This window comes from Mycobacterium sp. UM_11 (assembly GCF_001414075.1).
Taxonomy (GTDB): Bacteria; Actinomycetota; Actinomycetes; order Mycobacteriales; family Mycobacteriaceae; genus Mycobacterium.
Window position 1 is genome coordinate 1 of the sequence record NZ_LATC01000034.1, and the last position, 25,193, is coordinate 25,193.

Here is a 25,193-nt window from a genome sequence, read left to right on the forward strand (position 1 = left end):
CCCTCGTCAGCAGGTCTCCCACGGCGACGGTCGCCGCGGCGATCTGCTTGTTGATGAGCTCCACCGCCAACGCGTGTTTGGACTTGAAGTGGAAATACATCGCGCCCTTGGTGAGCTGGGCCTCGGCGAGAATGTCGTCGAGGCCGACGTCGTGGTACGGCCGGCGGGCGAACTGATGCGAGGCGGCCCGCAGGATCTGCCGCCGCGTCGCGTCGGCGCGTCCATCGGTCGAATGGGTCGTCATCGGTATTGCCAGCTCAGCTCTCGTACGCCCGGAATACACGACGCCGCGCGCGCGGAAACATGGACCCGGTGGGATTGTCGGGGCCCCTCACGTCGGCATTGGATAACGCGAGCGACCTCGTCGGGGTTTGCGGCCCTGACCTGGTCAATCGCCATCAGGTTGGTGAGCAGGGCATACACCTCGGTTCGTGTGCGGTTCGAATCAACACCGACCGGCCACCCCGGGCAGTACGTGGGCCACGTCTGAGGTTAGCAGCCGGGCTCGGCGGCTTGACGCTCCCGTAAATACTTGTAGTTTAGATCACACGCTCTTTACAAACTATTGGTATGCTTTATATGCTATTATCAGAAAGTCAGTTTGTGGACGGCCATCTCTCAAACCCCCGGATCCGGGCAAATGAGCAGCCAAGACGCCCGCTTTCCGACCACCTGTAGGACGCAAGGGAGAACCACATGCCGGTCGTGACCACTAGGCCACGTGCGCTGGCGCAGTCCGCAGGCAGGGGGCCCAGGAAGGGACTTAGTGCCTTCCCAGTAGCAGGCCAAATACTCTTCGCTGGCGCATATGCCAGTAACCATACTTTAAGTATGGATAGTTGCGGAATCCAGGGGTTGGGGTACGGCATGTCCGGTAGGGCCGGGGTCTGACGTGATCGATTTCGGCGCTTTTCCCCCGGAGTTCAACTCCGCGCGGATGTATGCCGGGCCGGGCCCGCTCTCGCTGGTGGCCGCCTCGGTGGCCTGGGACAGCCTGGCCACCGAGCTGTACTCGGCGTCGAGCTTCTACCGGACGGTGATCGCGGGCCTGACGACGGGCCGCTGGTTGGGTCCCTCCTCGCTGACCATGGCGTCCGCCTTCGCTCCCTACATGGCATGGACCGCCGGCGCGGCGGCGCGGGCCGCCGAAACCGCCGGTCAGGCCAGGCTCGCGGTGGAGGTCTACGAGGCGGCGTTCGCGATGACGGTTCCCCCGCCGGCCGTCGCCGCCAACCGGGTCCAGCTCGCCACCCTGATCGCCACCAACTTCTTCGGCCAGAACGCCGCGGCGATCGCGGCGACCGAGGCCGAGTACGGCGAGATGTGGGCGCAGGACGCCGCGGCGATGTACGAGTACGCCGCGGGTTCGGCGGCCGCGTGCGAGGTGACCCCCTTCACCCCGCCGCCGGACGTCGCCAACCCGGCCGGCGTGGCCAGCCAGGGCAGCGCGGTCGCCCAGGCCGGAACGTTGGCGGCGACCCACACCACGCTCTCGAACGTGGTCTCCACGGTGCCGAACACCCTGCAGGGGCTTTCCTCACCGGTCAGCGCGCTGACAAGCGGAACCACCGCGGCCACCGGCGGCACCGGCTCCGCCACGTCGTCGCTGATGGACAGCCTGGTGTCCAGCCTGCCCAGCTCCGTGCCCACCTACTTCATGGCCGCGGCCACGCCGTTGTACGGCATGTCCTCCATCCTCGGCATGGCGCAGACCGCGCAAGGCTTGGCGAACGGGGCGATGGCGGCCGCGAGCACCGCGGCGTCGGGGGCGGCCAGCGCGGCGAGCACCGGCGTCGGCGCGCTCGGATCGCTGGGCTCGCTCGGGTCGGGTGTCGCCGGCAGCCTGGGCAGCGCCGCGTCGCTGGGACCGCTTGCGGTGCCGGCGAGTTGGACCAGCGTGATCCCGACGGCGCAGAGCGCCGCGTCCGCGCTGCCGGCCATCAACCTCGCCGGCGCCAACACGCCCCCCAGCATCATGGGCTCGCTGCCGCGCCTGGCCGCCGCGTCGGGCAAGAACCTCGGACCCCGTTACGGCGTCATCCCCACCGTGATGACCCGCCCGCCGTCCGCCGGATACGGATGATCCGGCCAGAACTGCCCGTGATGCTAAGGAGCGGTAAGTGAAGTACACGCCCACCCAGGTCGCCGGCGTGACGATCATTGACCTCGAACCGCAGCGCGACCATCGCGGCTTCTCTTCCCGTTCCTACTGCGCCGACGAATTCGCCAGTCGTGGGCTGACTTTCGACGTCACCCACACGCACATCTACTTCAACTACACCCGCGGCACGGTGCGGGGTCTGCACCACCAGGGGCCGCACGCCCAGACCCAGCTGATCCGCTGCACCCGCGGCGCCATCGCCGCCGTCGCGGTGGACATTCGCCCCGGGTCGAAGAGCTACGGCGACCACACGATGGTCGAGTTGAGCGCCGAGAACTACCGGGCGCTGTTCCTGCCGCCGTTCGTGGCACACGGCTTCCAAACCCTGGTCGACGACACCGAGGTCAGCTACCAGGTCAGCGGTCCGCCGGCGCCGTTCGACGAGCAGGGATTCCATTGGAGCGAACCCGAATTCGGGATCGTGTGGCCGTTGCCGGTCACGGTGATCTCCGAACGCGATGCCAGTTGGCCCTCACGAACAACCAATTACCCGTCGATCGAGAGTGCAGCGTCATGTCTGAGCCGTTGATGACCCAGGAATTGGTGGATGTCATGTACGTCGAACCAGGGCCGCAGAAGCGGAAACCGGCCGCCATGACGTCGTTGTCTCGCCGCACCACCGCGTTGCCGGTCACCGCCCCTTCGGCGCCCGCCCCCGGTGCGAATCCCGTTCGGCGCTGGCAGCACCGGTATTCGCACCGGCTGCGCATCACCGACACCGTGATCGTGTGCGCGTCGGTGCTGCTCGCGCAGCACGTCCGATTCGGTGAAATCGCCAACACGTCGGGTTACTCGGACCTGAGCATGACGTTGCTGTCCCTCCTGTTCGCGGCGCTGTGGCTGTCGTCGCTGGCGGCCTTCCAGACGCGCTCACCGCGGGTCATCGGCGCCGGCATCGACGAGTACCGGCGGATCGGCAGCGCGTCGTTCTGGACCTTCGGAATCATCGCGATGGTGACGCTGCTGGCCAAGGTCGACCTGGCCCGCGGATACCTCGCGATCGCGCTTCCCATCGGCACCATCGGCCTGCTCGGCAGCCGCAGTCTGTGGCGCCAGCACATCACCCGCATGCGGACGCTTGGCCACTGCCAGACCACGGTCCTGGCGATCGGGGACCGGCAGGCCGTCTCCCACCTTGCCCACGAACTGGCCCGCAACCCGTTGGACGGCTACGTCGTGGTGGGCGTGTGCATCCCGGGGTACGGCCCGCCGCGCGGCAACACCATCACCCTCGGCGGCCGCGCGGTGCCGATCCTCGGTGACGTCACCCACGCGGTGGCGGCGATCCAACGCTGCGGCGCCGACACCGTGGCGGTCACGCAGACGGATCACTTTGGGATGCACGGGATCCGGGAGCTGATGTGGCAGCTCGAGACCATGGACGTCGACGTCGTGGTGTCGCCCGGGGTGATGGACGTCGCCGAAGCCCGGCTGACCCTGCGCCCCACCGCTGGAATGCCCCTGCTGCACGTCGAAAAGCCGCAATACGAAGGGACGCAACGCTTCCAGAAGCAGGTGTTCGACTTCCTGTTCTCGCTGGCGGCCCTCATCGGCACAGCGCCCATCCTCATCGCGGCCGCCATCGCCATCAAGCTCACCAGCAAGGGCCCGGTGTTCTACCCGGCCGAGCGAATCGGCATCGACGGCAAGCCCTTCACCATGTTCAAGTTCCGGACCATGACCGACGGGGCCGACACCCAGCTTGAGCAGCTGTTGGCGCACAACGAGGGCGCCGGCGGGATGCTGTTCAAGATGCGCCAGGACCCGCGGGTCACCCCAGTCGGCAGGATTCTGCGCAGGTTCAGCATCGACGAACTGCCCCAGTTCATCAACGTGCTCAAGGGTGACATGAGCGTGGTCGGACCCCGCCCGCCGTTGCGGCGGGAAGTCGAAAACTACGACGGCGACGTCAAGCGGCGGCTGTTGGTGAAGCCGGGCGTCAGCGGTTTGTGGCAAGTCAGCGGCCGGTCCGACCTGTCGTGGGAAGAGTCGGTGCGGCTGGACCTGTCGTACGTCGACAACTGGTCGATGTCGGGTGACCTGATGATCGTCGCCAAGACGGTTAAGGCCGTTCTCACCAGTCACGGCGCATACTAGGGAGTCATGACCGAGCCGACGACGCCTGGCGCGGTCGTCCCGTCGGTTCCGCTCTCGCGGATGGCTCACGCGTTCTCGATCCAGCTGATCTGCCGCGCCCTGGGCATGCTGGCCTCGGTGGTCTCCGTGGCGATGACCGCGCGCTACCTGGGCCCTGGACGCTACGGCCTGCTATCCATCGCCGTCCTCTTCATCGCCATGTGGACCAGCCTGGCCGATCTGGGCATCGCCACCGTGATCGTGCGGCGGGTGACCTCCGGGCGGGGCGACCTCGAGCGCCTGGTGCGCGTGAACAGCGGCATGGCCCTGATCTATTGCGTTCCGCTCGCGTTGCTGGCCGCCGGATCCGGGTTGCTCATCTATCGCGACACCGACGTGCGCGTGATGCTCGTGGTCCTGTCGGGGGCGCTGCTGATGCAAACCATGACGACGCGGTTCGAGCCGGTTTTCCTTGCCACCGTCCGGTTCTCCGCGGTGGCCATCTCCGACGTCGTCGGCCGGCTCGGCGCGCTGGGCATGGTCGCCTTCCTGGTCGCCCAACGCGCGGACGTCATCTGGTTCGCCGTCGCGCAACTCATCCCACCCGCCGTGCAGCTGATCATCCAGGGCGCCGCGGCGATGCGACACATCTCGGTGCGCCCGGTCTTCGCGCCGCGGGAGGCCGCCGACCTGTTGCGGGAAAGCCTGCCGCTGATGGGTTTTCTTGTCGTGGGACTGCTGTACTGCCGCGCCGACGGCGTGATCCTGTCCCTGCTGAGCACCCACTCCGAGGTGGGCGTGTACGGCTTGGCCTTCACGATCGCGTTCAACACCATCGTGGTTTCCCTGGTCTTCCTCAAGTCGACGCTGTCGACGGCCACCGAGCTGTTCGCGCGCGATGTCGCCGCGTTCGCCGGCTTCCTGCGCCGCAGCGTGGAGCTGATGTACTTCGTGGCGGTCCCGGTCGCGGTGGTCGGCGCGCTGCTGGCCGGGCCGTTGATCGGGTTGTTCGGTGACAAGGCGTTCATCGCGCGCGGGACGCCGACGCTGGCGCTGTTGTTCGTCGCGGCCGCCCTGCGATTCGTCAGCGGCACCCTGGGCCAGGGTTTGGTCGCCAGCCATCACCAGCGGATCCTGTTGTGGCTGACGGTCGCGACCCTGGTGCTCAACGTGGCGCTCAATCTCGCCCTCGCCGGCCGGTTCGGCGCCGTCGGCCCCGGCGTCGCCCTGGTGTGCACGGAGTTCTTCAACATGGTCGTCAGCAGCTGGTGGCTGCGCCGGCACTGCGGCTACCGTACGCCGGTGATGTTCCTGCTGCGGGTGCTGATACCGACGGGAGCGAGCGCCGCGGTGGCCCTGTTGCTGCGGGAGCATCACGTCATTCCCGTTCTCGCGCTGGCCGCCGTCGTCTACCTGGTCACCAGCGCGGCGGTGGGCCCGTTGCGCTGGTCGGACGTGACTTCCTTGCGCCGAAGTCAGCTGGCGGCATGAAGCGTGAATTGGACCGGCAGTATCTGCAGGCGCCGGCCGGCGACGCAACCGCACTGCCGCCGGGGCGTCCGCTCGCGGTATTGATCGTCGCCGACGACCGCGCCCTGCTCGAGAGCTGCCTGGCCGGCGTCGCCGAACAGCTACCCGAGCTTGCGGTCTACGTCTACGACCGCGCGGACCGTCCGGAGCCGCCGGCCCGCCACGTTCACTGGGTGTCGGGAACGCCGAAACTCGGCTTCGCCGAGGCGTTTAACGCGCTGGTGGCGCGCGTCCCGGGTGACGCCGACCTGCTGTTGCTGGATGCCGGCGCCCGCCTGCTCGGTCCGTTGACCCGCACCCGGGAACTGCTCGCCCGGCCGCGGGTGGGCGCGGTTTCGCCGATGGCGCGCGACGACACCGTGCCCGGCTGGGCGCCGTGGGACGTCGCGACCCGCCGGCGGACCTTGGTCCGCGAGCTGGCGGCGGGCCGTTCGCGCGCGCGGCGCCGTTCGCCGATCACGGGCCGCTACGCCCGCCAACCGGCCGAAACCCAAGGTGTCGACGGGGATTTGGACGCCACCTGCCTGGCGATCAGCCGTGCGGCGTGGAACGCCATCGGCGGCTTCGACGAAGAATTCGCCGACTTCGGGGCGGCCGCCGACTGGCAGGCCCGGGCCCGCGCGGCGGGCTGGCGGATCCTGCTGGCCGACGAACTGGGTGTCGCCCGCGCGGGGCCCGAGGACGTCGGGAGCAGCGCCGCCCGGCGCCGCCGCGAGCAAGACCTGGCGCGAGCCAACACCGCGCTGCTGCTCGAACACCAGCACAGCGTGCATCACGCGGACATGTACCTGGCGGCCACCAGCCCGCGGGGCCGCTCGCGGCGGACCGCCCGCACCGGCCGGCCCGCGATCGTGATCACCACCAACCGCCTGGTCTACGGCGGTGCCGAACGGCAAAAGGCCTTGCTGGCAGCAGAATTGGATCGCCGCGGCTACCCGGTCACCATCGTCTGCGTGCAACGGTTCGGCCCGATGATCTCCGAGATCCCGGACACCGTGCGCGTGGTGCGCCAGCCATGGTGGGCGCCCGTCGTCGACCTGCCCGCGGGCCCGGCGGTGCTCATCACCGCCGACACCAACACCGAGGCGGGGTTCGCCACGTTGTGGCGTGCGGCCGGTCGTGATCGGCGCTGGTTGGTCGCGCCGCACGTCCCCCCGGAGGAGGACCGGCCCATCTATTCGCGACCGCTGACCGCCGCCATGCGCCGGGCCGATGGGTTCATCGTTCTCGCGCAACGGCATTGGGACATGCTGGTCGCTCAGCATCGGCTCCGGGGGCGACGGTTCGTGGCGCCCAACGGCGTCGCCCTGGCCGGCGACCCGGCGCCCCGGACCAGGGCCGCCGGCGAGGCGTTGAACTTGGTCATGCTCTCGCGCATCGTCGAGCACAAGAACCCGCACCTGTTGATCGAGGCGCTCGGCGGCCTGCCCGACATGGCTTGGCGGCTATCGATTTTCGGCGACGGCCCGGACCGCGAGAGGTTGGAGGCGCTCACGCCCGCCGGCTTGCGCGATCGGGTGCGGTGGCTTGGCTGGTCGGCCGGCCCCGGGCCCGCGCTCGCCGATGCGGACCTGCTGTGCGTTCCGAGCCGGTCCGAGGCGTTTCCACTGGTGATCCTCGAGGCGATGGCACGGGCGGTTCCCGTTGCGGCATCGGCGATCTGCGCGGTGCCGGAGATGCTCGACTTCGGCGCCGCGGGATTTCTGGTCGAGCCCGTATCGGTGTCGGGATGGCGGGAGACCCTGGCGCGGATCCTGGCGGACCCGGACGCGCTGCCGGCGGTCGGGCGGCGCGGATTCGAGCGGATGCGCAAGCACTACACCGTGGAGGCGATGACCGACGCCTACCTCGACGCGATCACCGCGGTGTTGTGAAAACGCCTACCGATAACTGACTTTCGCGGGACGCAGGGGGGCTAGGCCGGGCGCCGGCGCAGGATCTTCGCCACCGTGCGGGGGGACGTCTTGTGCTGCCCGAACCCGCCGTACAGGAAGTACCTGGGCTCCGCGTAGAGCCGCTCGATGTCGGTCGGCACGTCCCCGAAGTGTTCGGACAGGGCGGCGTCGACGAAGAACGCGTCGGAACCCGAGTGGGAGTTGCAGCACACGAGGCGGTAGCCGAAGCGGTCGAACAGCGCGGCGAAACTGCTCAGTGATGCCCCGAAGTAGTCATCGGATTGCCACTCATGCTCGGGGTCGTAGTCGATCTGGAACTTCACCGGCGGCGGGAACTTGCCGTTGTATTCGACGATGAACAGCTTGGGCCGCAGGCCGTCGGCCAACAGCTTCTCGACGAGGTAGATGTCGTTGCCGTCCAGGTCGAGGGAGATCACGTCGACTCCGGTGGCGTCGATGCGGGCCAGACCGGTCCGGGTCAGCGCAAGGATGTTGTCCGCGGTGATCCACGCCTGCTGATAGCTGAACCGCGGGTGGTCCTCGACGGCGACGGCCAGTTCCTGTCCCCCGACCCAGAAGCCCTTCCAGCCCAGGGCGGCAAGGATCAGCGTGTTGTTCTGCGTTCCGTCGCCGACACCGAATTCGGCGAACACACCGCCGTCGAGCAGACCGATCCGGCGCAAGATTTCCAGCGTTATCCCGTCCTCGTCGGTCGCCGAGAAGCATCGCTTCCCGGCGCGGTTGAGCGGGTTGGGGTGGTTGGCCTTGAGCGACTGGGAATGGTCGAAAAGGATCAGATCCTTGAGCTGGTCCCGCGTTTCGCCGCCAAGAATGCGCCGGATCTTCTGCCGGAGCGTTTCTTTCGGTGGCGGTGTAGCGCTTCTGGCCATTGGAAGCTAAAGCTATCACGGCAATGGGCAAGCATTCCGCGCGTTCGGTGAATAGCGCTGCTGCACAACGGCGGTCCGCGCCGCAAAATTCGGCGCCGATTTGCTTGCCGAGGGCGTTGACCGTGCCGTAGGTTCTGCATTGTCCCGCGCGGGACAGCTCGGGAGGGTTGGATAGGCGTGCTTTGCCGCATCTGCAGTTCGGGCACCACTCTGGCCTTCACCCGCCAGGTCCTTGCCAAATACGACTGCAAATATTACTTCTGCGACAACTGCGGTGCATTGCAGACCGAAGAGCCGTATTGGCTCGACGAGGCTTATGCCAGCCCCATCGCCGCGGCGGACACCACGATGTTGTGGCGCAATCAGTATCTGGCCCGGGCGATGTCGGTGCTGCTCTACTTCTTCTTCGATCGCCACGGCCGGTTTCTCGACGCGGCCGGGGGCTACGGTGTTTTCACCCGGCTGATGCGCGACATCGGCTTCGACTATTACTGGACCGACAAGCACTCTCCCAACTTGACCGCGCAGGGCTTCGAGGCGGACGCGGGCCCCGGACCGCCCTACACGGTCGTCACCGCCTTCGAGGTGCTGGAGCACCTGACCGACCCGGTCGGATTCGTCGCCGAACTGCTGGAGACCACCGGCACCGACACCATCGTCTTCACGACCGAGATCTTTGACGGCGGGCCCCCGCCGCCCGAGGAATGGATGTATTACGCCTTTGCCACCGGCCAGCACATCACCTTTTATCAGAAATCGACTTGTGAGTTCATCGGACGGCAATTCGGCCTGCAGTTCCACACCTCCAAAACGCGGTGGTGGCAGCTCGGTGGCATGGGTCTGCACATCTGGACGCGGGCCAAGATCAATCCCGTGGCGTGGCGGCTGCTCGCCTCCCCGCGCATCACCGGCCTGCTCGAGGGGTTTCCGCGACGCGCGCTGGAAACCCGCATGTGGACCGACGCCGATGTCTTCCTGCGGGCCGAGGGGCCATGAAATCGCCATGAAATCGCCTCGGGTGCTTTGGCTTTCGCCATGGACGCGGCCGGCGGTGCGCGTGCAGGCCGAAGGGCTGCTGCGGCGCGGGGCCGACGTCTTACTGGTCACCTCCGACCGGCACCCGGAGTCGGATGCCGCCCGCGACTACGAGCTGGTGCTCGATCCGCGGTTCAAGACCGCCGCGACGTGGCTGCCGACCGCCAAGGCGTGGCGCCGGGTGCGGCAGTTTCGGCCCGACGTGGTGATCGCCGAGATCGTCCGCGATCCGCGCTGGATCGCGCTGGCCGGACGGGTTCCCCGCATCCAGGTGGTGCACGACGACCGCCCGCACGACCCCGGCGAGCAGGTTCCCTCCTACGAACGCGCGGTGTTCGACCGGTGGGGCGCCCGCTCCGCGGCCACCATCACCTACAGCAACTACGTCGCCACCGCCGTCGCCGGGCGCCGTGACGCCGCCGGTACCCCCGTGCATGTCGTGCCGCTCGCCAGTGACATTGACCCGCACCGGGTTCCACCGTTCGTGGGACCCGAGGGCCGACGCGACTTCGTCATGTTCGGCCGGCTCAACCCGTACAAGAACGTCGACGTGGTGCTCGAGGCGTGGCAGCGCCACATCGTCGGCGGCGGCTGGCGCGGGGACAACCTGGTGCTGATCGGTGGCGGGGACCTGGACGCCGGCGCCCTGCCCAAGCACACCCGCTGGCGCAACGGCAGTTACCGCTACGCCGACGTCATCCCGACACTGGCCGCGGCGAAGGGTTCGGTCTCCCATTACCGGCGCGCGTCACAAAGCGGCGTGCAGGTGCTCTCCATGCAGCTGGGGGTGATGCCGATCGTGTCCACCGCCGGTGGTCTACCCGAGTACCAACCGCCGGGGTGCCCCCCGGTCGGCGTCGACGACGTCGCGGGGCTGGCCGCCGCCTTCGACCTGTTGGCCGACCCGTCCGTCGCGGTGCAGCGCGGCGCCGAGGCGGCGCGCCACTACGCGCGGCATTGCGACGTCGACATCGTCGCGCGGCGCTTCCTCGAAGTCATCGCCGAGGTGCTGGCCGATCGGCGCTGACGTGGTTCAGGCCGTCTCCGAATCCGAAGGCCGGCAATCGGTTCGGGACTTGGCGAGGTGCTCGGCGAGCCGCACGCCCAGCGCGATGCCCACCAGGGTCGGGTTGGCCTGACTCGACGTGGGCAGCACCGACGTGCTCGCGACATACAACCCGCGCACGCCGTGGACCTGCAGGTTGGGGTCGACGACGCCGCCCACGGCGGTGTGCGACATCCGCGTGGTCCCCGCCTGGTGGTAGCCGGCATGCCCGCCGAGAAACTCGCGGACCGACCCCTCGACGTCGTCGGTCAGCCACTCCACGCGCCCCGCGCCATGGCGGCGGAGGTGTTCGTCGACCGCGGTGATGGCCGCGCGGACGCTCTCGAAGTCGGCCTCGGAGAAGTGGATGTGGGTACGGAGCCTGCGCATCCCCAGGGCGTCGCGGTCGTCGGTGAGCTCGACCCGGCTCTCCCAATGCGGGAGATGCTCGCCGTGGTAGTGCAGCAGGTACCGATTGTCGGCGCTCTTGACGAAGAAGCCGGGCGCCTTGCGGCCCCTGCGGAGGAACCGTGCATAGGAGAACGTCAGCGCGAACCGGATGGAGGGAAACAGGTCTCGCACGATGTTGCGCAGGTGGGCCAGGATGCGGGGCGGACCGTCGGTCTCGGTGTGCTTGGCGCGGATGGCCTCGGCGAGCAGGAACCGGCCGACCGGGGAGATCAGCGTGAGGTAGACGCCGGACAGGATCCCGCTGCCGTGGCCGGGGTCGCTGATCGGCGGATTCACCAGCCACACAGCGGCATTCGGCATCCCGGCGGCACGCTGCAGGCGCGGATCGAGGGTGAAGCGCCGGCGGACATACACCCCGTCGCCGTCCCGCTCGTAGGCATAGATGACCTGATCGGTGGTGAACTGCACGCGCGCGACCCGGCCCTCGACGTGGGACATGTACCAGCGCCCGAGGTGACCGCCCGCATTCCCCAGCCCGGCCGGATGGTGGCGGTCCGACGCCAGGAGCAGGCGGGTCGCCTCCAATCCGCCGGTCGCGATGACGTAGTCGGTGGCGACCACCCGTCCCTGGCGGCCGTCGAGCGCCTTGACCACCAGATGGTCGACGGCGTCGCCGGCCGGCATCGTCACGATCTCGGTGCAGGTGAGGCCGGTCCACACGGTGAGAGTGGGGGCGTCGCGCAGTGCGGTCCGGTACTCGCTCCCGAAACGCGTTGGCAGCGCCCAGCGCTCGAGATCGGTGGTGCGCACGTCGCCGTCGGGGAGTCCGGCGACCATGTCGCGGTGCGCGAGCTCCGGGATGTCTCGCGCGTTGAATGCCGCCCGCCCGCACGCCGCCCAGTCGCAGGCGCTCTGCAGGTACGGTTCGATGTCCTCGAAGCCGATCGGCCAGGGCGCCTGCGCGGTGAGCGGGCGGTCCTCGAAATCGATGGGGTCGAACTTGACGCAGCGGCCGCCCCAGAGCGCCGTCGTCCCGCCCACCTGTCGGCGGATCATCAGCTCACTGCGCGCATGTAGCTCGTCGTCCTGCCCCGAACCCAGCGCCGACAACTGTTGTGCCGCTTTGTCATTGCGCTGCAGGCCGCTTTCGATCAGCGCCACCTGGATGCCGGATCGCGCGAGTTCCAGCGCCGTCGCGATGCCGATCCCGCCGGCCCCGACGACCACCACGTCGGTCTGGATCGTCGTGCCGGGGGCGAACTCCCGCGGGCCCCGGATCACGCGGCGGCACCCCCGCGCAGCTGGGCCGCCAGCTCGAGGAAGCGCGCCACCGTTTCGGCGTCCGGCGGCGCCGCGACGGCGCGGGCCGCCTCGGCGACGCGTCGCGGGTCGGTCGTGCTGTAAAGGATTGCCCGGCAACCTATTGCGGTCGCCGACGACCCGAGGATCAGCTTGGGCAAAGCCCCGGGGGCGAGCGGATCCAGTTGAAGCGCCTCGCGCCACCGTCCCGCCAGGTCCGCGTCCGACCGCAAGGCTTCGCTCAGCGTCGCGTAAGCCCGCTGCAGCACGCCGAACGCGAGATCCGCCGGCCGCGGCGGCGGACGGAGCAGATCGGCGCGCACCTGGCTCACGCCCCCCGGCGTGAATGCCTCGGCGAAATCCACCTCGAGCCCCTCGTCCTGGGAGACACCCCAGGCGCGAATCTTGCCCTGCCCATGGGCCCTTTCGAAGAATTGGCGAAGTTCGTCGCCGGCGACGGTGTCGCCGGGGCGGGGGCCGTGCACGAACAGGATGTCGACGTGATCGACACCGAGGGCGGCGAGGCTCTCGTCGAGGCTACGGGCGGCGATTCCCGCGTCGTAGGTCCGGGCACTCTCGGGTGTCGCCTGCCGGCGCTTGACCGCACCCCGCAGGGCCGGCGCCTTGCGCAGCAGTGCCCGCGCCGGGGCCTGGAACCGGCCGAGCCGCCGCGCCATGCCGCCGACATCGATGCCGAATTTCGTTGCCACGGTTACCGAGTCACGCGGAACGGTGCGCAGGAACGCCCCCAGCTCCGCCTCCGCCATGCCCAGGCCATACATCCGTGCGGTGTCGAAGTGGGTCATGCCGTTGTCCAGAGCCGCGCCCAAAACGGCCATCCGTTCGCGGCGGGACGGCGACTGCATCAGGCCGCCGCATCCGAAGCCGACCGCGCTCACCCTCAGCCGCGGCCCCTCGAGCTCAACCTGCCCCAACACCGCAACCCTCATAGATCCGGCGAAGCTGCGCGTCGATGATTTCCGGGCTCCGGGTGGCCGCGATGTGTTCCTGACCCCGCCGGCCGTCCCGCTCGGCCAGTTCCGGGTCGCGCAGGTACCGGCCGATCGCCGCCGCCAGGGCGGGCGCATCACCGACGGGGACGAGCATGCCGGGGTCGGAGGCGATTTCGGCTGTGCCGCCGACCGGGGTCGCCACGAAGGGTCGCGCGCCGGCCAGCGCCTCGGTCAGGATCATCGGCATTCCCTCGGCGAACGACGGGAGCGTCACCACCCGCACCGAGCGGAGCAGATCGCGGACGTCGTCCGGATGCACCGGGGGCTCCACCGTCAGCCGCTCGGTGGGCGGCGGCGTGTAGTCGTCGACGAGACCCACGATGCGGCAATGCCCTTCGATGCCGTCGGCCAGCAGCAGCCGCCACGCCGCGACCAGCGTGTCGACGCCCTTGCGGCGGCCGATGGTGCCCGCGAAAAGCACCACCGGCGGGGTCGAGCCGGCCCCCGGTGCGTCCCAATCGATGACGATCGGGTTGGCCACGACCGACACCTTCACCGTGGGCGCAATCCATTTCACGGCCGCGCGCGCCTCCTCCGACAAGACGATGACATGGTCCGCCTTGCTCAGCGTGCTGCCCACGAAGCGGGGGCGCGACCGGGAGAACTGGGGGAAGTCGGAGCCGTGGATAGTGACGATGACCCGGAATCCCCGGGCTCTCGCGAGTCGAATCAGCGGCCCCTCACGTAGCCAGGCGCCCCCGTTCGACATGTGGAAGTGCACGATGCTGGCGCGCGGTGACCGCGCCAGCGCGGCGCCCGCGCGGGCGGTGAGCACCAGGTTCCTGGCGTGATGGCGCCCGTTCCAGGTCGACAGCACGCGGATCTCATCGGCGCCGATGCGGTTGTCGCGGATGACCCGGATAACCGACTGCGTCCCGCCGAAGCTGTACATGTCGGGACCGACGTGCGTGACCGCGATCATTGCCGTCCGGCGCCGGCCAGCGCCGGCGCGCCGTCGGTGTCGGCGCCGTCCGCTTCCCGGTTCCTGCGGGGCAGCCCGGCGAACCCCGTGGCCGTCCCGAGCGCCAGGCCCAATGCCAGTGCGTCCATGGGCATTTCGGGCAGCGGCCAGACGGCGGATATCGCCAGCAGACCGGCGCACACCGCCGCGCTGATCTTCGCCGGAACGGTCGCGCAGCGCACCGCCCTGACCACCGGCGTCAACGCGAACCACGCGAACGCCGCCATGCCCACGGCACCGGCCTTGGCCAGCCACCATTGGTAGAAGAGGTGCGAGTAGGTGGGCCCCAAAGTCCAGGCGAAGGCCTTCGGATCGTTCCCGGAGGGCAGTTGGTAGGCGTAACCCAGGCCATGGCCGAACACCGGGGCCTGCGCGATCGCGGCGTTGAGGCGGGCGACTTCGCGCAACCGGTCCAGCGTCGATTCGTCGGTGGCGAGCGCACTCGCCGAAACACCGCCCAGCACCCGCTGATTGAACGCCGTGAACTGATCGCTGAGCCAGGACCCCGCCTCCGAATGCTGAAGCAGGAACAGCGATCCCGGCACGGTCAGCGCGAAGACACCCGCGCTGACGGCGGCGACCATGGCCGAGCGGCGCAGGGCCGGCCAGCCGAAGGTGGTCAGGAAGGCGACGGCCGCGCCCACCGCGACGGCGATCAGCGTGTTCCGGGAGAACGCCAGCAGCGAAATGATCAGCGCGGGCGGTCCGAAGGCGAAATACATTGCGGGCCTGACCCGGCCGATGATCGACGCGGCGACCAGGGCGGTCAACGCGGCGGTGGCCGGGGTCTGGGTGGACAGCACGATCCGCAGGGCCTGACCGGCGCCCGTCGCCCCCTCCAGGCTCTCCGCCCGCCCCGCGAGCCGGATCGCATGCAACGAGCTGATGATCGCCATGCCGGCCGAAAACCACAGCGTCACGACCATCACCCGGATGCAGAATTTGAGGTATCCGCCGTACACGATCAACAGCGCCAGCACGAACCCGACGACCATTTCGATCAGGGTCGTCGACTCGTGCAGCACCATCGTCGGATCGTGTCCCATCTGCAACCCGACCACGGTGAAGTACACGACGGTCAGCGCGAACATCGCGGGCAGCAGGAATTCCTTGGCACGCGGTTTCACGATCGGCAGCAGGTAGCAGATCGCAAGCACTGCGGCCACCTGGTACGCGTAAATCGCCAGCGGGCCAATGACTTTGCCGATGTGCAAGCCCTCCGGCAGCGCGGCGAAGGCCAAGAACAGCGTCACCCCCGCCAGCCCCTCGCGCTTCACCCAGTAGACCACCAGGCAGAACGTCGCGGCGATCAGCAACGCCCCCTCGGTGGTCCGGCGGACGGAGAGCACACCAAAGATGAAGCAGCCGAACAGGAATACCGTCAGCAGGACGCCGTCTACTGCCAGGCGGGGGCGACCGGGCAGGTAGGGAATCACGCTGGCCCGCTGACCTTCGTCCGGTAGGTCTTGGTCGCGGCCCGGATGTGCAGGGACGGCCTGGCGTCGGTCAACACGGTGCCGACAACGTGCGCGCCCGCCGAGCGCAGGGCGGTGAGCGCGTCATTGAGCTCGTCGACGGTGGTCCGGCGCGCCCGCACCACCAACACGGTGGCCGACACCGCGCCGGCCAGCAGGCCGCTGTCGGCGGTCGCCAGCACCGGGGGGCCGTCGACCACGATGCGGTCGAAGCGTGACGACAGGTCCAGCAGCACCCTGTCGATGACTTCCGGCAGAAACGCGCTGGACGGCGGGGTCTCGCGGCGCGCGGATCGGGACGCGAGGATGAACAGCTTGGCGATCGGCGTGGGTTTCACCGCTTCGCCCGCTATTTCGGGATTGGCCAGGGCGTTGGCCAGGCCCTCCCCCGACTCGACGCGCAGCAATCCGGCGATCACGTGCCGGCGCGTGTCGCCCTCGACGAGCAACACGTCTTCACCGATCTCGGCCAGCGCCAGCGACAGGTTGAGCGCCGTGGTGGTGGTCCCCTCCCCGCCGAACGCCGCCGCCACCAACACGCGGCGGGCGTCGGACCCCATCGCCCTGAGCAGCCGGGCGCGCAGGCCCCGCACGGCATCGTCGAGGGCGGAGTCGACGCCGAACCGCGGGGTGTTGCCGCGCCGGCCGGGCAGCTCGGCCAAAGTCGGCAGGCCCGAAAGTTGTTCGAGCTTCTCCCGCGAGCGCACCGTGCGATCGTTGGCCTCACGGGCCACCGCCACCGCGATGGCCAGAAGTATCCCGGCGACGAATCCCATCGCCATGTTGCGCACCGGCACCGGCGTGACCGGATGATCGGGCACCCGCGGCGCCTCCACCACCCTTGCCCGGGCCACCGGCAGCGGCTTGGCCGCAGGTTGTCCGGGTGTCTCCGACGGTTGGGGCGCGGGCGGATTCGGCTCACCGTTGTCGGGCCGCACCCCGGGGGTCACCGGCGCGGGACGACTGTTGGGGCCCGTGGTCGCGCCGAGCGTGGGGACCAGCGCGGCGAACTGATCGGCCATCGCTCCGGCCAGCGCCGCGGACCGGTTCGGGTCGGTGTCCTTCACGGTGATCGTGAAAAGCATGGATTTCGCGGTGTATTTCACCTGGGTCTGCGTCACCAGGACGTCGGGGCTGATCGGGACCTGGAGCTGGTTGACCGCGCGCTCGGCGACCGTCCGTCCGCCGGCGATCTGCGCGTAGGACGACAACCGCTCCTGCGCGGTCAGCGTTCCGTTGTACAGCTCGGTGAGGTCCGTGGCACCGGGGAACGAAATGAGGATGGTGGCAGTCGACTGATAGTGCTTGGTCTGCAACGCCGTGACGGCCGCGGCACCGATCGTGCATGCCAGCAAGGCACCGAGGGCGAGTTTCCAATGCGTGAGCAGCGTCCGGACAAAGGTGCGGAAATCCATCCACTAACCTTTCTGGGCCGACGCCACCCGGCGTCGAATTCGATTTGCTTTGCGCCAGCCGCGCAAAGCCCAGTGCACATTATGCAGCAACGGCCATGCAGCATCGACCTAATCGCAAAGCCTTGTCGTCCGCGCGGTCGACGCATTTGCTGGCGGCCAGCATCATTGGGGCGGGCCGGATGTCAGCGCATCGCGCGGCAAGTCGAGCGTCGCCAGCGGATACCCGCCGGTTTCGTCACGCCCGTAGCGCGCCAGCCGCATCGGCGGATAGTTCACCACGTGCGACGCGTCGGGCTTGTGCTGTTGCCAATCCACGGAAGCGCGCAGCGTGTAATGCCCCGGCGCCAACCCCGCCATGTCGACGGTCACCGTTTCGGTGAACGACGCCGGGGCCGGCTGATTTCCGGCGTTGTCGCCGGACCCCACCAGCTTCTTCAAGGCCACCCCCGTCGGCAGCGTGCGGACCACCGCCCCGGAGAAATCCACCAACCGGTAGCTGGGCACCCAATTCTCGATCGCCCCCGCCGACCCGTAATTGGTCCACGCCACCGATATGCTCGCCACCCCGTCGCGGACCGATTGCGATCCCTGCCGAGCCTCCGCGGAGTATCGATAGCCCGCCGCGACGTTGGCCTGCGCCCACAGCAGGTACAACGCCGGGTCCATCGGGGTGGTCGAATCCACCGCCGGAAAGTTGAAACTCGAGGTCATCGACACGTGATACTTGACGACGTCGCGCAGGCCCTTCTCGTAGTAGGACCGCGGGCTGGTGCCCTCGGGCAGCTGGCACCACTCGGTGATCACCAACGCCGAGGCCAGCCGGTCCTTCAGCTGGGTGACGAGCGGATCCTTCGTGTGCACGTAGTAGGAGCCGTCGGATTCGGCCCAGACCGGCAACGGCGCATAGACGCCCAGGCAATCCGAGCGGATGCCCACCGGCGCGGAGACCCGCTTGGTGACGTCGTCGGCGAGCAACTCGCGGACGATCTCCGGGTTCAGCGCGGTGGTCACCAACTGCGTGTGCGGGAAGGCATTCACGTTCGCCGCGACGAGCTGGCCGATGGCCGCCTTGGTGATGCTCTGGTCACGAAACTGGCTGTAGTAGCCCAGCTTTGCGATGCTCTCTTCGGGTAAGGGGCCGGGCGCACCCAGCGTGTCGCGCAGGTAGGCGATGTGGTTCTCGCTGAAGTCCCCGTAGCCGGAGAACTCGAAGACGCTGAGCCGCTCGTCGCGGTCGTAGCGGCGGCCGAGCGCGGCGAGCAGCTGACCGAAGGCGTTGAGGTAGGCCGAATCGTTCCAGTTCGGCACCACCTGGGCCACCCCGGGCGTCCACCAGTATCGTTGCGGCCCCGTATAGCTGGTGGACGCGGGACGCATCCAGTCCGGAATCGCGATGTTCGTGTTGTTCGGGTAGGTGGTGTCGCAACAGGAGCTGTAGGCGAACACGCGAAGGGTGAGCCGCATGTTCCGGCTCGCCACTTTGGCCAGCGCGTCGTCGATCACGCTGAAGTCGAACTTCTTGTCGTCGGGGGCGTCGGCGGGCAGCGTGCCCGGGTCGACGGGCTGCAGCTGGCGCCACGAGACGCGCAAGCTGGCGTCGTAGGAGGCCGGCCACGCCGGATACCGCTTCTGAGCGGAATTGCCTTGCGGGAAAAGCGGCATCAGGAGGTCTTCGTACTGACCGCGCAGGGGATTCGAGACCTCCTGCACGTTCAGCGGGATGGCCGGACTGATCACCGCGGACAACGGATCGGGGTCGCTGTGGCCGCCGCATCCGCTCAGCACCAAGGCCGCGCACGCGACAATCGCCGCCACGCGTCTTCTGATTGTTCGGGCCATCGCTGCGATGCTAGATGGTGCCCGTCGGCAACGCCTTGCGGTCGGCCAAAAACGGCAGCGACAGCCAGCGCGCGGCCAGTAGGGCTTCCATCGCATCGCCGGGGACGGGCCGCGACAACAGGAAGCCCTGCGCCCGGCGGCACCCGTGTTGCACCAAAGTCGTTGCTGCGACGGGTGTTTCAACTCCCTCGGCGACCACGTCCAGACCGAACGCCTCGGCCAGCCCGATGATGGCGCGCACGATCGCCAGATCACCGGCGTTGTTGCCCAGGTCGCGCACGAACCCCGTGTCGATCTTGAGCATGTCGACCGGCAGGGACTTCAGGTGCGACAACACCGCATAGCCGGTGCCGAAGTCGTCGATGGCCAGCTGGACCCCGATCTCCTTGAGCTCCGCCAACGTCTTTCGCGTGGTGTCGATGTCGTGCACCACGGCGCGCTCGGTGATCTCCAGGCACACCGAGCCGGGTTCGAGGCCGAACTCGTCGATGGTGTTGGCGACGTCGCGCACGAACCCGGCGGTGATGAGCTGGATGGGCGACACATTGATCCGCATGACGGTTCCCCGGCCGACGCCGTTGGCCTGCCAGCGACTGAAGTCGGCGCACGCGGTGCGCATCACCCAGCGGCCCAACTCCCCCGCCAGGTTGGTCGATTCCGCGATCCCGATGAACGAGTCCGGCAACAGCAGCCCCCAGATCGGGTGCCGCCAACGCACCAGCGCCTCGGCCCCCACGACGGCGCCCGTCGACAGGTCGACCTCCGGAAGGTAGTGCAGCAACAGCGCTTCGCTGCCGATGTCGCCTTGCAGATGCAGCTCGATGTCGTTGCGGAACGCGCGTTTGAGGGACATGTCGTCGGTGGACATCGCGATCTGGTTGCCGCCCGCGCGTTTGGCCGTCAGCACCGCCTCGTCGGCGCGACGGAGCAGGTCGGTGCAGTTGTCGCGGCCCGGGGTGCCCACCGCCAGCCCGATGCTGACCGTGCGGCTGATCACGTGACCGCCGATGGCCAGGCGCTCGCACAGCATGGTCGACAGGCGCTGGGCGAACGATTCCGCGTCCTCCGGCGACATCGGCTCGTCGGGGACGACGACGAACTCGTCGCCGCCCAACCGGGCGATCGTGCTGTTCGGCGCGCAGATCCGGATGCGCTGCGCGAAGACTCGGATGAACCAGTCGCCGGCGGTGTGGCCGAGGTAGTCGTTGATCGGCTTGAGCCGGTCGAGGTCGAGGTACAGGACCGCGACGGGCCCCGGGCGTCCCGTCAGGAGCCGCTCGGACAGGTGCGCGACCAGGGCGCGGCGGTTATAGAGGCCGGTCAGGTCGTCGTGCTCGGCCAGATAGCGGAGCTTCTCCTCGGCCGCGATGCGCGCCTGCAGCTGCGCGAACAACGCGGCGACGGCCTCGAGCGTGTTGATCTCCTCTTGCAGCCACTTGCGGGCGCCGAACTTGACGAAGCCGAGCAAGCCGGTGGTCGTCTCACCCGACACCAGCGGCGCGGCGGCCACCGAGGGCGAGGCCTGTACCTTGGCGCCCAGCCTGCGCCGGAAATAGCGTTTGGACTGCGCCGGCCGGACCACCACGGGTTTGCGCGCCTCCCGGCACTGCGCCAGCACCGACTCGGCGATGTCCAGCTGGGCGAACGCCGTCGGATCCGGTTCCCCGGCGTCCGTTCGCGGCGGCCACTCGGCGACCAGCGCCGAGGTCCCGGTGTGGGGGTCGAGGTGGCGCAGGAAGCTGGCGTCGACATCGAACTGCTCGACGAGCTGCTCGAGTACCTTGGCGCTCACCTGGGCGGCCGTGGTCGCCGTTGCCTCCATCAGCTGTGTGGCAACGGAGGTGACGACTAGGTCCAGGCTGCGCGGCACGGTCTCCTCCGGTAAGGGCAAACATCCAGGAGCGGTCGCGATGGCGAATTCCCGTCAACTGCGCGTCGATGCGCATCGGCGGGCCCTTTGGGTTCGCTTGGCTGTCTGTCGGGCGTATTTGGACCGGGCGGGCCAACGATCCGTTTTGGTCAGCAGAACGTATCACGCACGACCCGCCCCAACTGGGCTAACGAAGAACTTTCGGCCCGGTCCGGTCGACGCTGGTGGACGCCACGAAAGACCGGTCAGGCCGACGCGGCGTCGTTAGCTATGTCGAGCGTCGCGATCGGGTACAGACCGGATCCGTCGCGCCCGTCGCGGGCCAGCGCCATCGGCGCGTAGTTCACCACGTGCGCGGCGCCCGGCTTGTGCTGCTGCCATTCCACCGACGCGCGCAGCGTGTAGTGGCCGGGCGCGAGCCCCGTCACGTCGACGCGCACCGACTCGGCCGTCGACTCCGGCACCGCCTCCTCGCGGGACTGGCTGGAGTCGTCGTGGACCAGCGTCTTGAGATTGACCGCCGCCGGGATGGTGCGGACCACGGCGCCGGAGAAGTCGACCAGCTTGTAACCGGGCGCCCACCGCTCGGTGGCCGCCGCGGAGCCGTAGTTGGTCCAGACCACGGAGATGGACGCGACCTTGCCCTGGATCGACTGCGACCCCGGCTTGGCCTCCACCGAGTAGCGGTAGCCGGCGGAGGTGTTCGCCTTTGCCCAGAGCAGGTACAGCTTGGGGTCCATCGCCGACGTCGCGTCCCGGTCCGGGAAGTTGGCGCTCGACGTCATCGAGACGTGGTACTTGACGACGTCGTGCAGGGCCTTCTCGTAGTAGGACCGCGGGTCGGTTCCGTTGGGCAACCGGCACCACTGGCTGATCACCAGCGCCGAGGTGAGCCGTTGTTTGATCGCGGCGACGGCCGCGTCGTTGAACCGCACGTAGTGCGAGTCGCTGGACTCGGCCCATTCCGGCAGGGGCGACTGCACGCCAAGGCAATCCGCGCGGATGCCGACCGGCGCGGACAGTTTTTTCGTCACGTCGTCGGCGAACAATTCGCGGGTGATCTCCGGATTCTCGGCGGCGACCACCAGTTGGGTGTGGCCGAACGCGCCGACGTTGGCCGCGACCAACTGCCCGATGGCCGCCTTGGTGATGCTCTGATCGCGAAACTGGCTGTAGTAGCCCAACTTCGGCAGGCTGTCGTCCGGGCCGGGCCCCGGCGCGCCGAGCGCGTCGCGCAGGTAGGCGAGGCTGGTCTTGCCGAAGTCGCCGTATCCGGAGAACTCGAACACGCTCAGGCGCTCATCGCCGTCGTAGCGCCGGCCGAGCGCGGCCAGCAACTGCCCGAAGTTGTTCAGGTAGTCGGGGTCGTTCCAGTTCGGCACGACCTGCGTGACACCCGGGGCCGGACTGTTGGGCGGCGAGGGATAGCTGGTGGCCGCCGGGCGCAGCCAGTCCGGAATCGCGATATTGGTGTTGCCCGGATAGGAATCGTTGCAACAGGATTTGTACGCGTACACGCCGAGGGTCAGCCGCATGTTGCGGCTGCCGACCTTCGCCAGCGCGTCGTCGATCGCGCTGAAGTCGAACTTGCGGTCATCGGGAGCGTCGGGGGGCAGCGTGCGCGGGTCGACGGGCTGCAACTGCCGCCACGACACCCGCAGGCTGGCGTCGTACGACGCCGGCCAGGCGGCGTACCGCTGCTGAGCGGAATTGCCTTGCGGGAAAAGCGGATTCAAGCCTTCTTCGTACTGGCCGCGCAACGGGTTGGGAATCTCTTGAGCGCTCGGCGGGATGGCCGGACTGACCATCGCCGACAGCGGCCCGGGATCGCTCTTGTCGCCGCACCCGCTCAGCACCATGGCCGTGCACACGGCAGCGACCAGCGCGCTCTTCCTCGTCTTCACGGTTGCTTCTCCCAACACACACCGATGGACCTCGAAATGGCCCCCTACTACCTGGGTTATCTGGTGCGTGTATCCGACGCGGGGCAGGTCACGAATTGGCGTAGCGCAGCGTAACACGCACCGCGCGGCCGGCCCCGCCCCGCGAAGCGGCGTCAGTGAGACGGGTCACAATGTGGGCGACCCTGTCACGCTCGGGGAGCCCGCGGTGTCTCAAGGGCATCAGGCCCGTAAGAACAGGAGACAGCAATGACCGAGGTGGCCGCACAGAAAACTCATGTCGTCGTGGTCGGAGGCGGATACGCCGGAACCCTAGCCGCGAATCACCTGCGGCAGCGTCCGGACGTCGACGTCACCCTGGTGAACCCCCGCCCCGTCTTCGTGGAGCGAATCCGCTTGCACCAGTTGGTCGCCGACACCGGCGCCGCGACCGCGGACTACGCGACGCTGCTGGCCGACGGTATCGAGCTGGTCGTCGACACCGTCGACCGCATCGACGCCGCCGCGCGGCGGGTCCTGCTGGGCTCGGGCGCCGAACTCGACTACGACTACCTGATCTACGCCGTCGGCAGCACGGGGGCGGCGCCGTCGACCGTGCCCGGGTTGGTGGACTTCGCCCATTCGGTGGCCGACTTGGAGAGCGCGCAGCGATTGCGTTACGCGCTGGCCGACCTGCCGCTGTCCGCGCCCGTCACCGTCGTCGGCGGTGGCCTGACCGGAATCGAGACGGCCGCGGAGCTGGCCGAACAGGGCCGGCGGGTGACCCTGGTCTGCGGCGGCACCCTCGGCCCGTCGCTGAGCAAGCGGGGGCGTCGCTCGGTGGCCAAGCGGCTGCGCGGTTTCGGTGTCAACGTGCTGGAATTCGTGGCGGTGGCCGAGGTGCGCTGGGACGAGGTGGTGTGCAGCGACGGCGCCGCGCTGCCCAGCGCGGCGACCATCTGGACGGCCGGGTTCACGGTGCCCGACCTGGCGGCGCGCAGCGGCCTGAGCACCGACGCGCTGGGCCGGCTGCTCACCGACGAGACGCTGACCAGCATCGACGACCCGTACGTCGTCGCGGCCGGCGATGCGGTCGCGCCCTCGGGGCAGCCGCTGCGGATGAGCTGCCAGGCGGCCGGGCCGCTGGGCGCGCAGGCCGCCAACACCGTGCTCAGCCGCATCGCCGGGGAGGCGCCCGCGCCGCTGAGCCAGGCGTTCGCCGGCCAGTGCATCAGCCTGGGCCGCTCCTTCGGCACGGTGCAATTGGCGCGTACCGACGACACCCCGGTGAACGTGGTGGTGGGCGGCCGGACGGCCGCGTCCATCAAGGAGGCCGTGTGCAAGGGCACGCTATGGGCGATTCGGCGCGAGGTCGCCAAGCCCGGCTCGTATCTCTGGATCAAGGGCGGCAAGAGGCCCGCGCAGGCGCCGGCGGAGACCGCCCTCCGATGACGCACGCACAGGACGGCAGCGAGCACGCGGCACGGTTCACCATGCTGCGGCCGCTGCTGTTCACCATCGCCTACGAGATGCTGGGCTCGGCGACCGAGGCCGACGATGTGCTGCAGGACAGCTATCTGCGGTGGGCCGCGGTCGACCTGTCGACGGTGCGCGACACCAAGTCCTACCTGGCCCAGCTGGTCACCCGCCAGGCGCTCAACGCGCTGCGCGCCGACGCGCGCCGACGCGAGGAGTACGTGGGCCCGTGGCTGCCGGAGCCGCTGCTCCTCGACGAGCAGGACCCCTCCGCGGATGTCGTTCTGGCGGAATCGATTTCGATGGCGATGCTGGTCTTACTGGAAACGCTGAGCCCCGACGAGCGCGCGGTGTTCGTGCTGCGCGAGGTGTTCGGCTTCGACTATGCCGAGATCGCCGAGGCGGTGGGCAGGCCGGCGCCGACGGTGCGGCAGGTGGCCCACCGGGCGCGTGAACACGTGCGGGCGCGGCGGAAGAGGTTCGACGCGACCGACCCGCAACGCAACGCGCAGATCACCGCCCAATTCCTGCAGACGGCCGCCAGCGGTGACGTCCAGACGCTGATGACGCTGCTCGCCCCCGAGGCCACGTGGACGGCGGACAGCGGCGGCAAGGTCAGCGCGGCCCGCCGGCCGGTGGTGGGCGCCGAGCGGGTGGCCCGGGCCATCGTCGGCCTGATCCGCAAGGCAACGGCGATCGAGGGCTTCCGCGTCGACATGGTCACCTGCAACAGCGCCCCGGCCGTGCTGCTCTACCTCGGCGACCAGCTCGAAGGGGTGATCACGCTGGAGATCGCGAACGACAAGATCACCAACTTCTACGTGACCCGCAACCCGGACAAGCTGACGGCCCTGGCGACGGCCCGCGACGTCAGCCGCGGGTAGGCCGGGGTGCGAACGGCCGCACTTCTGTCAAGCTAGGT

At 68.9% G+C, this 25,193-nt stretch carries 19 protein-coding genes; 9 read left to right on the top strand and 10 right to left on the bottom strand.

Annotated features, from left to right (window positions below; genetic code table 11):
* Positions 1 to 244, bottom strand: a 244-nt coding sequence (locus WU80_RS11090; RefSeq protein WP_156371788.1) for a helix-turn-helix domain-containing protein, incomplete at its 3' end; no start/stop codon positions are given.
* 648 nt (positions 245 to 892) lie between these two features.
* Here WU80_RS11090 and WU80_RS11095 point away from each other — a divergent pair.
* The 5 genes from WU80_RS11095 to WU80_RS11115 all read left to right on the top strand — a co-directional run bounded on the left by WU80_RS11095 (position 893) and on the right by WU80_RS11115 (position 7,641).
* Positions 893 to 2,083, top strand: coding sequence for a PPE family protein (locus WU80_RS11095; RefSeq protein ID WP_055402671.1), 1,191 nt, complete (start codon positions 893 to 895; stop codon positions 2,081 to 2,083).
* 37 nt (positions 2,084 to 2,120) lie between these two features.
* Complete coding sequence (locus WU80_RS11100) at positions 2,121 to 2,690, top strand: dTDP-4-dehydrorhamnose 3,5-epimerase family protein (RefSeq protein ID WP_055402669.1); 570 nt, start codon at positions 2,121 to 2,123, stop codon at positions 2,688 to 2,690.
* A gap of 65 nt (positions 2,691 to 2,755) precedes the next feature.
* Positions 2,756 to 4,258, top strand: coding sequence for a sugar transferase (locus WU80_RS11105; protein WP_231633804.1), 1,503 nt, complete (start codon positions 2,756 to 2,758; stop codon positions 4,256 to 4,258).
* A 6-nt stretch (positions 4,259 to 4,264) separates the two neighbouring features.
* Positions 4,265 to 5,728 carry an oligosaccharide flippase family protein gene (locus WU80_RS11110; RefSeq protein ID WP_055402667.1) on the top strand — a complete coding sequence of 488 codons (1,464 nt, stop codon included), beginning with the start codon at positions 4,265 to 4,267 and terminating at the stop codon, positions 5,726 to 5,728.
* Positions 5,725 to 7,641 (top strand): glycosyltransferase, encoded by a 1,917-nt coding sequence (locus tag WU80_RS11115; RefSeq protein ID WP_055402665.1) that lies wholly within the window; start codon positions 5,725 to 5,727, stop codon positions 7,639 to 7,641. Before WU80_RS11110 ends, WU80_RS11115 begins: the two co-directional genes overlap by 4 nt.
* Before the next feature lie 41 nt (positions 7,642 to 7,682).
* On the opposite strand, the gene WU80_RS11120 is transcribed toward WU80_RS11115, so the two are convergent.
* A complete protein-coding gene (locus tag WU80_RS11120; RefSeq protein WP_055402663.1) occupies positions 7,683 to 8,552 on the bottom strand; it encodes a hypothetical protein in 870 nt (289 codons plus the stop codon).
* 177 nt (positions 8,553 to 8,729) lie between these two features.
* On the opposite strand from WU80_RS11120, the gene WU80_RS11125 reads away from it, so the two are divergent.
* Positions 8,730 to 9,548: a class I SAM-dependent methyltransferase gene (locus WU80_RS11125; protein ID WP_055402660.1), complete on the top strand. Its 819-nt coding sequence runs from the start codon at positions 8,730 to 8,732 to the stop codon at positions 9,546 to 9,548.
* 22 nt (positions 9,549 to 9,570) lie between these two features.
* The gene (locus WU80_RS11130; protein WP_197281204.1) at positions 9,571 to 10,614 is read left to right on the top strand and encodes a glycosyltransferase family 4 protein; all 1,044 of its coding nucleotides are present in this window, start codon (positions 9,571 to 9,573) and stop codon (positions 10,612 to 10,614) included.
* Between the two features lie 6 nt (positions 10,615 to 10,620).
* Here the strand turns inward: WU80_RS11130 and WU80_RS11135 are convergent, their stop codons facing one another.
* The 8 genes from WU80_RS11135 to WU80_RS11170 form a co-directional block, all read right to left on the bottom strand.
* Positions 10,621 to 12,324 (bottom strand): FAD-dependent oxidoreductase, encoded by a 1,704-nt coding sequence (locus WU80_RS11135; protein WP_055402656.1) that lies wholly within the window; start codon positions 12,322 to 12,324, stop codon positions 10,621 to 10,623.
* Positions 12,321 to 13,247: an aldo/keto reductase family protein gene (locus tag WU80_RS11140; protein WP_055402681.1), complete on the bottom strand. Its 927-nt coding sequence runs from the start codon at positions 13,245 to 13,247 to the stop codon at positions 12,321 to 12,323. Before WU80_RS11140 ends, WU80_RS11135 begins: the two co-directional genes overlap by 4 nt.
* A 16-nt stretch (positions 13,248 to 13,263) precedes the next feature.
* Positions 13,264 to 14,277, bottom strand: coding sequence for a glycosyltransferase family 4 protein (locus WU80_RS11145; protein ID WP_055402654.1), 1,014 nt, complete (start codon positions 14,275 to 14,277; stop codon positions 13,264 to 13,266).
* Positions 14,274 to 15,752, bottom strand: coding sequence for an O-antigen ligase family protein (locus WU80_RS11150; protein WP_055402652.1), 1,479 nt, complete (start codon positions 15,750 to 15,752; stop codon positions 14,274 to 14,276). The genes WU80_RS11145 and WU80_RS11150 overlap by 4 nt, the downstream gene beginning before the upstream one ends.
* Positions 15,749 to 17,206: a polysaccharide biosynthesis tyrosine autokinase gene (locus WU80_RS11155; RefSeq protein WP_055402650.1), complete on the bottom strand. Its 1,458-nt coding sequence runs from the start codon at positions 17,204 to 17,206 to the stop codon at positions 15,749 to 15,751. The genes WU80_RS11150 and WU80_RS11155 overlap by 4 nt, the downstream gene beginning before the upstream one ends.
* Before the next feature lie 162 nt (positions 17,207 to 17,368).
* Positions 17,369 to 19,045, bottom strand: coding sequence for a hypothetical protein (locus tag WU80_RS11160; protein ID WP_055402648.1), 1,677 nt, complete (start codon positions 19,043 to 19,045; stop codon positions 17,369 to 17,371).
* A 10-nt stretch (positions 19,046 to 19,055) separates the two neighbouring features.
* Positions 19,056 to 20,915 (bottom strand): bifunctional diguanylate cyclase/phosphodiesterase, encoded by a 1,860-nt coding sequence (locus tag WU80_RS11165; protein ID WP_055402646.1) that lies wholly within the window; start codon positions 20,913 to 20,915, stop codon positions 19,056 to 19,058.
* 245 nt (positions 20,916 to 21,160) lie between these two features.
* The gene (locus tag WU80_RS11170; RefSeq protein ID WP_055402679.1) at positions 21,161 to 22,774 is read right to left on the bottom strand and encodes a hypothetical protein; all 1,614 of its coding nucleotides are present in this window, start codon (positions 22,772 to 22,774) and stop codon (positions 21,161 to 21,163) included.
* A gap of 291 nt (positions 22,775 to 23,065) precedes the next feature.
* Here WU80_RS11170 and WU80_RS11175 point away from each other — a divergent pair, with 291 nt between their 5' ends.
* The gene (locus WU80_RS11175) at positions 23,066 to 24,247 is read left to right on the top strand and encodes an NAD(P)/FAD-dependent oxidoreductase (RefSeq protein WP_055402644.1); all 1,182 of its coding nucleotides are present in this window, start codon (positions 23,066 to 23,068) and stop codon (positions 24,245 to 24,247) included.
* Positions 24,244 to 25,155: an RNA polymerase sigma-70 factor gene (locus tag WU80_RS11180; protein WP_055402643.1), complete on the top strand. Its 912-nt coding sequence runs from the start codon at positions 24,244 to 24,246 to the stop codon at positions 25,153 to 25,155. The genes WU80_RS11175 and WU80_RS11180 overlap by 4 nt, the downstream gene beginning before the upstream one ends.
* The last annotated feature ends 38 nt before the right edge of the window (positions 25,156 to 25,193 follow it).

Excerpts from the sequence above, each read along its gene's own strand:
- WU80_RS11105 (WP_231633804.1), top strand. The coding sequence starts at position 2,756 with ATGACGTCGTTGTCTCGCCGCACCACCGCGTTGCCGGTCACCGCCCCT.
- WU80_RS11110 (WP_055402667.1), top strand. The coding sequence starts at position 4,265 with ATGACCGAGCCGACGACGCCTGGCGCGGTCGTCCCGTCGGTTCCGCTC.
- WU80_RS11115 (WP_055402665.1), top strand. The coding sequence starts at position 5,725 with ATGAAGCGTGAATTGGACCGGCAGTATCTGCAGGCGCCGGCCGGCGAC.
- WU80_RS11120 (WP_055402663.1), bottom strand. The coding sequence starts at position 8,552 with ATGGCCAGAAGCGCTACACCGCCACCGAAAGAAACGCTCCGGCAGAAG.
- WU80_RS11145 (WP_055402654.1), bottom strand. The coding sequence starts at position 14,277 with ATGATCGCGGTCACGCACGTCGGTCCCGACATGTACAGCTTCGGCGGG.
- WU80_RS11155 (WP_055402650.1), bottom strand. The coding sequence starts at position 17,206 with ATGGATTTCCGCACCTTTGTCCGGACGCTGCTCACGCATTGGAAACTC.
- WU80_RS11160 (WP_055402648.1), bottom strand. The coding sequence starts at position 19,045 with ATGGCCCGAACAATCAGAAGACGCGTGGCGGCGATTGTCGCGTGCGCG.
- WU80_RS11170 (WP_055402679.1), bottom strand. The coding sequence starts at position 22,774 with ATGGTGCTGAGCGGGTGCGGCGACAAGAGCGATCCCGGGCCGCTGTCG.
- WU80_RS11175 (WP_055402644.1), top strand. The coding sequence starts at position 23,066 with ATGACCGAGGTGGCCGCACAGAAAACTCATGTCGTCGTGGTCGGAGGC.
- WU80_RS11180 (WP_055402643.1), top strand. The coding sequence starts at position 24,244 with ATGACGCACGCACAGGACGGCAGCGAGCACGCGGCACGGTTCACCATG.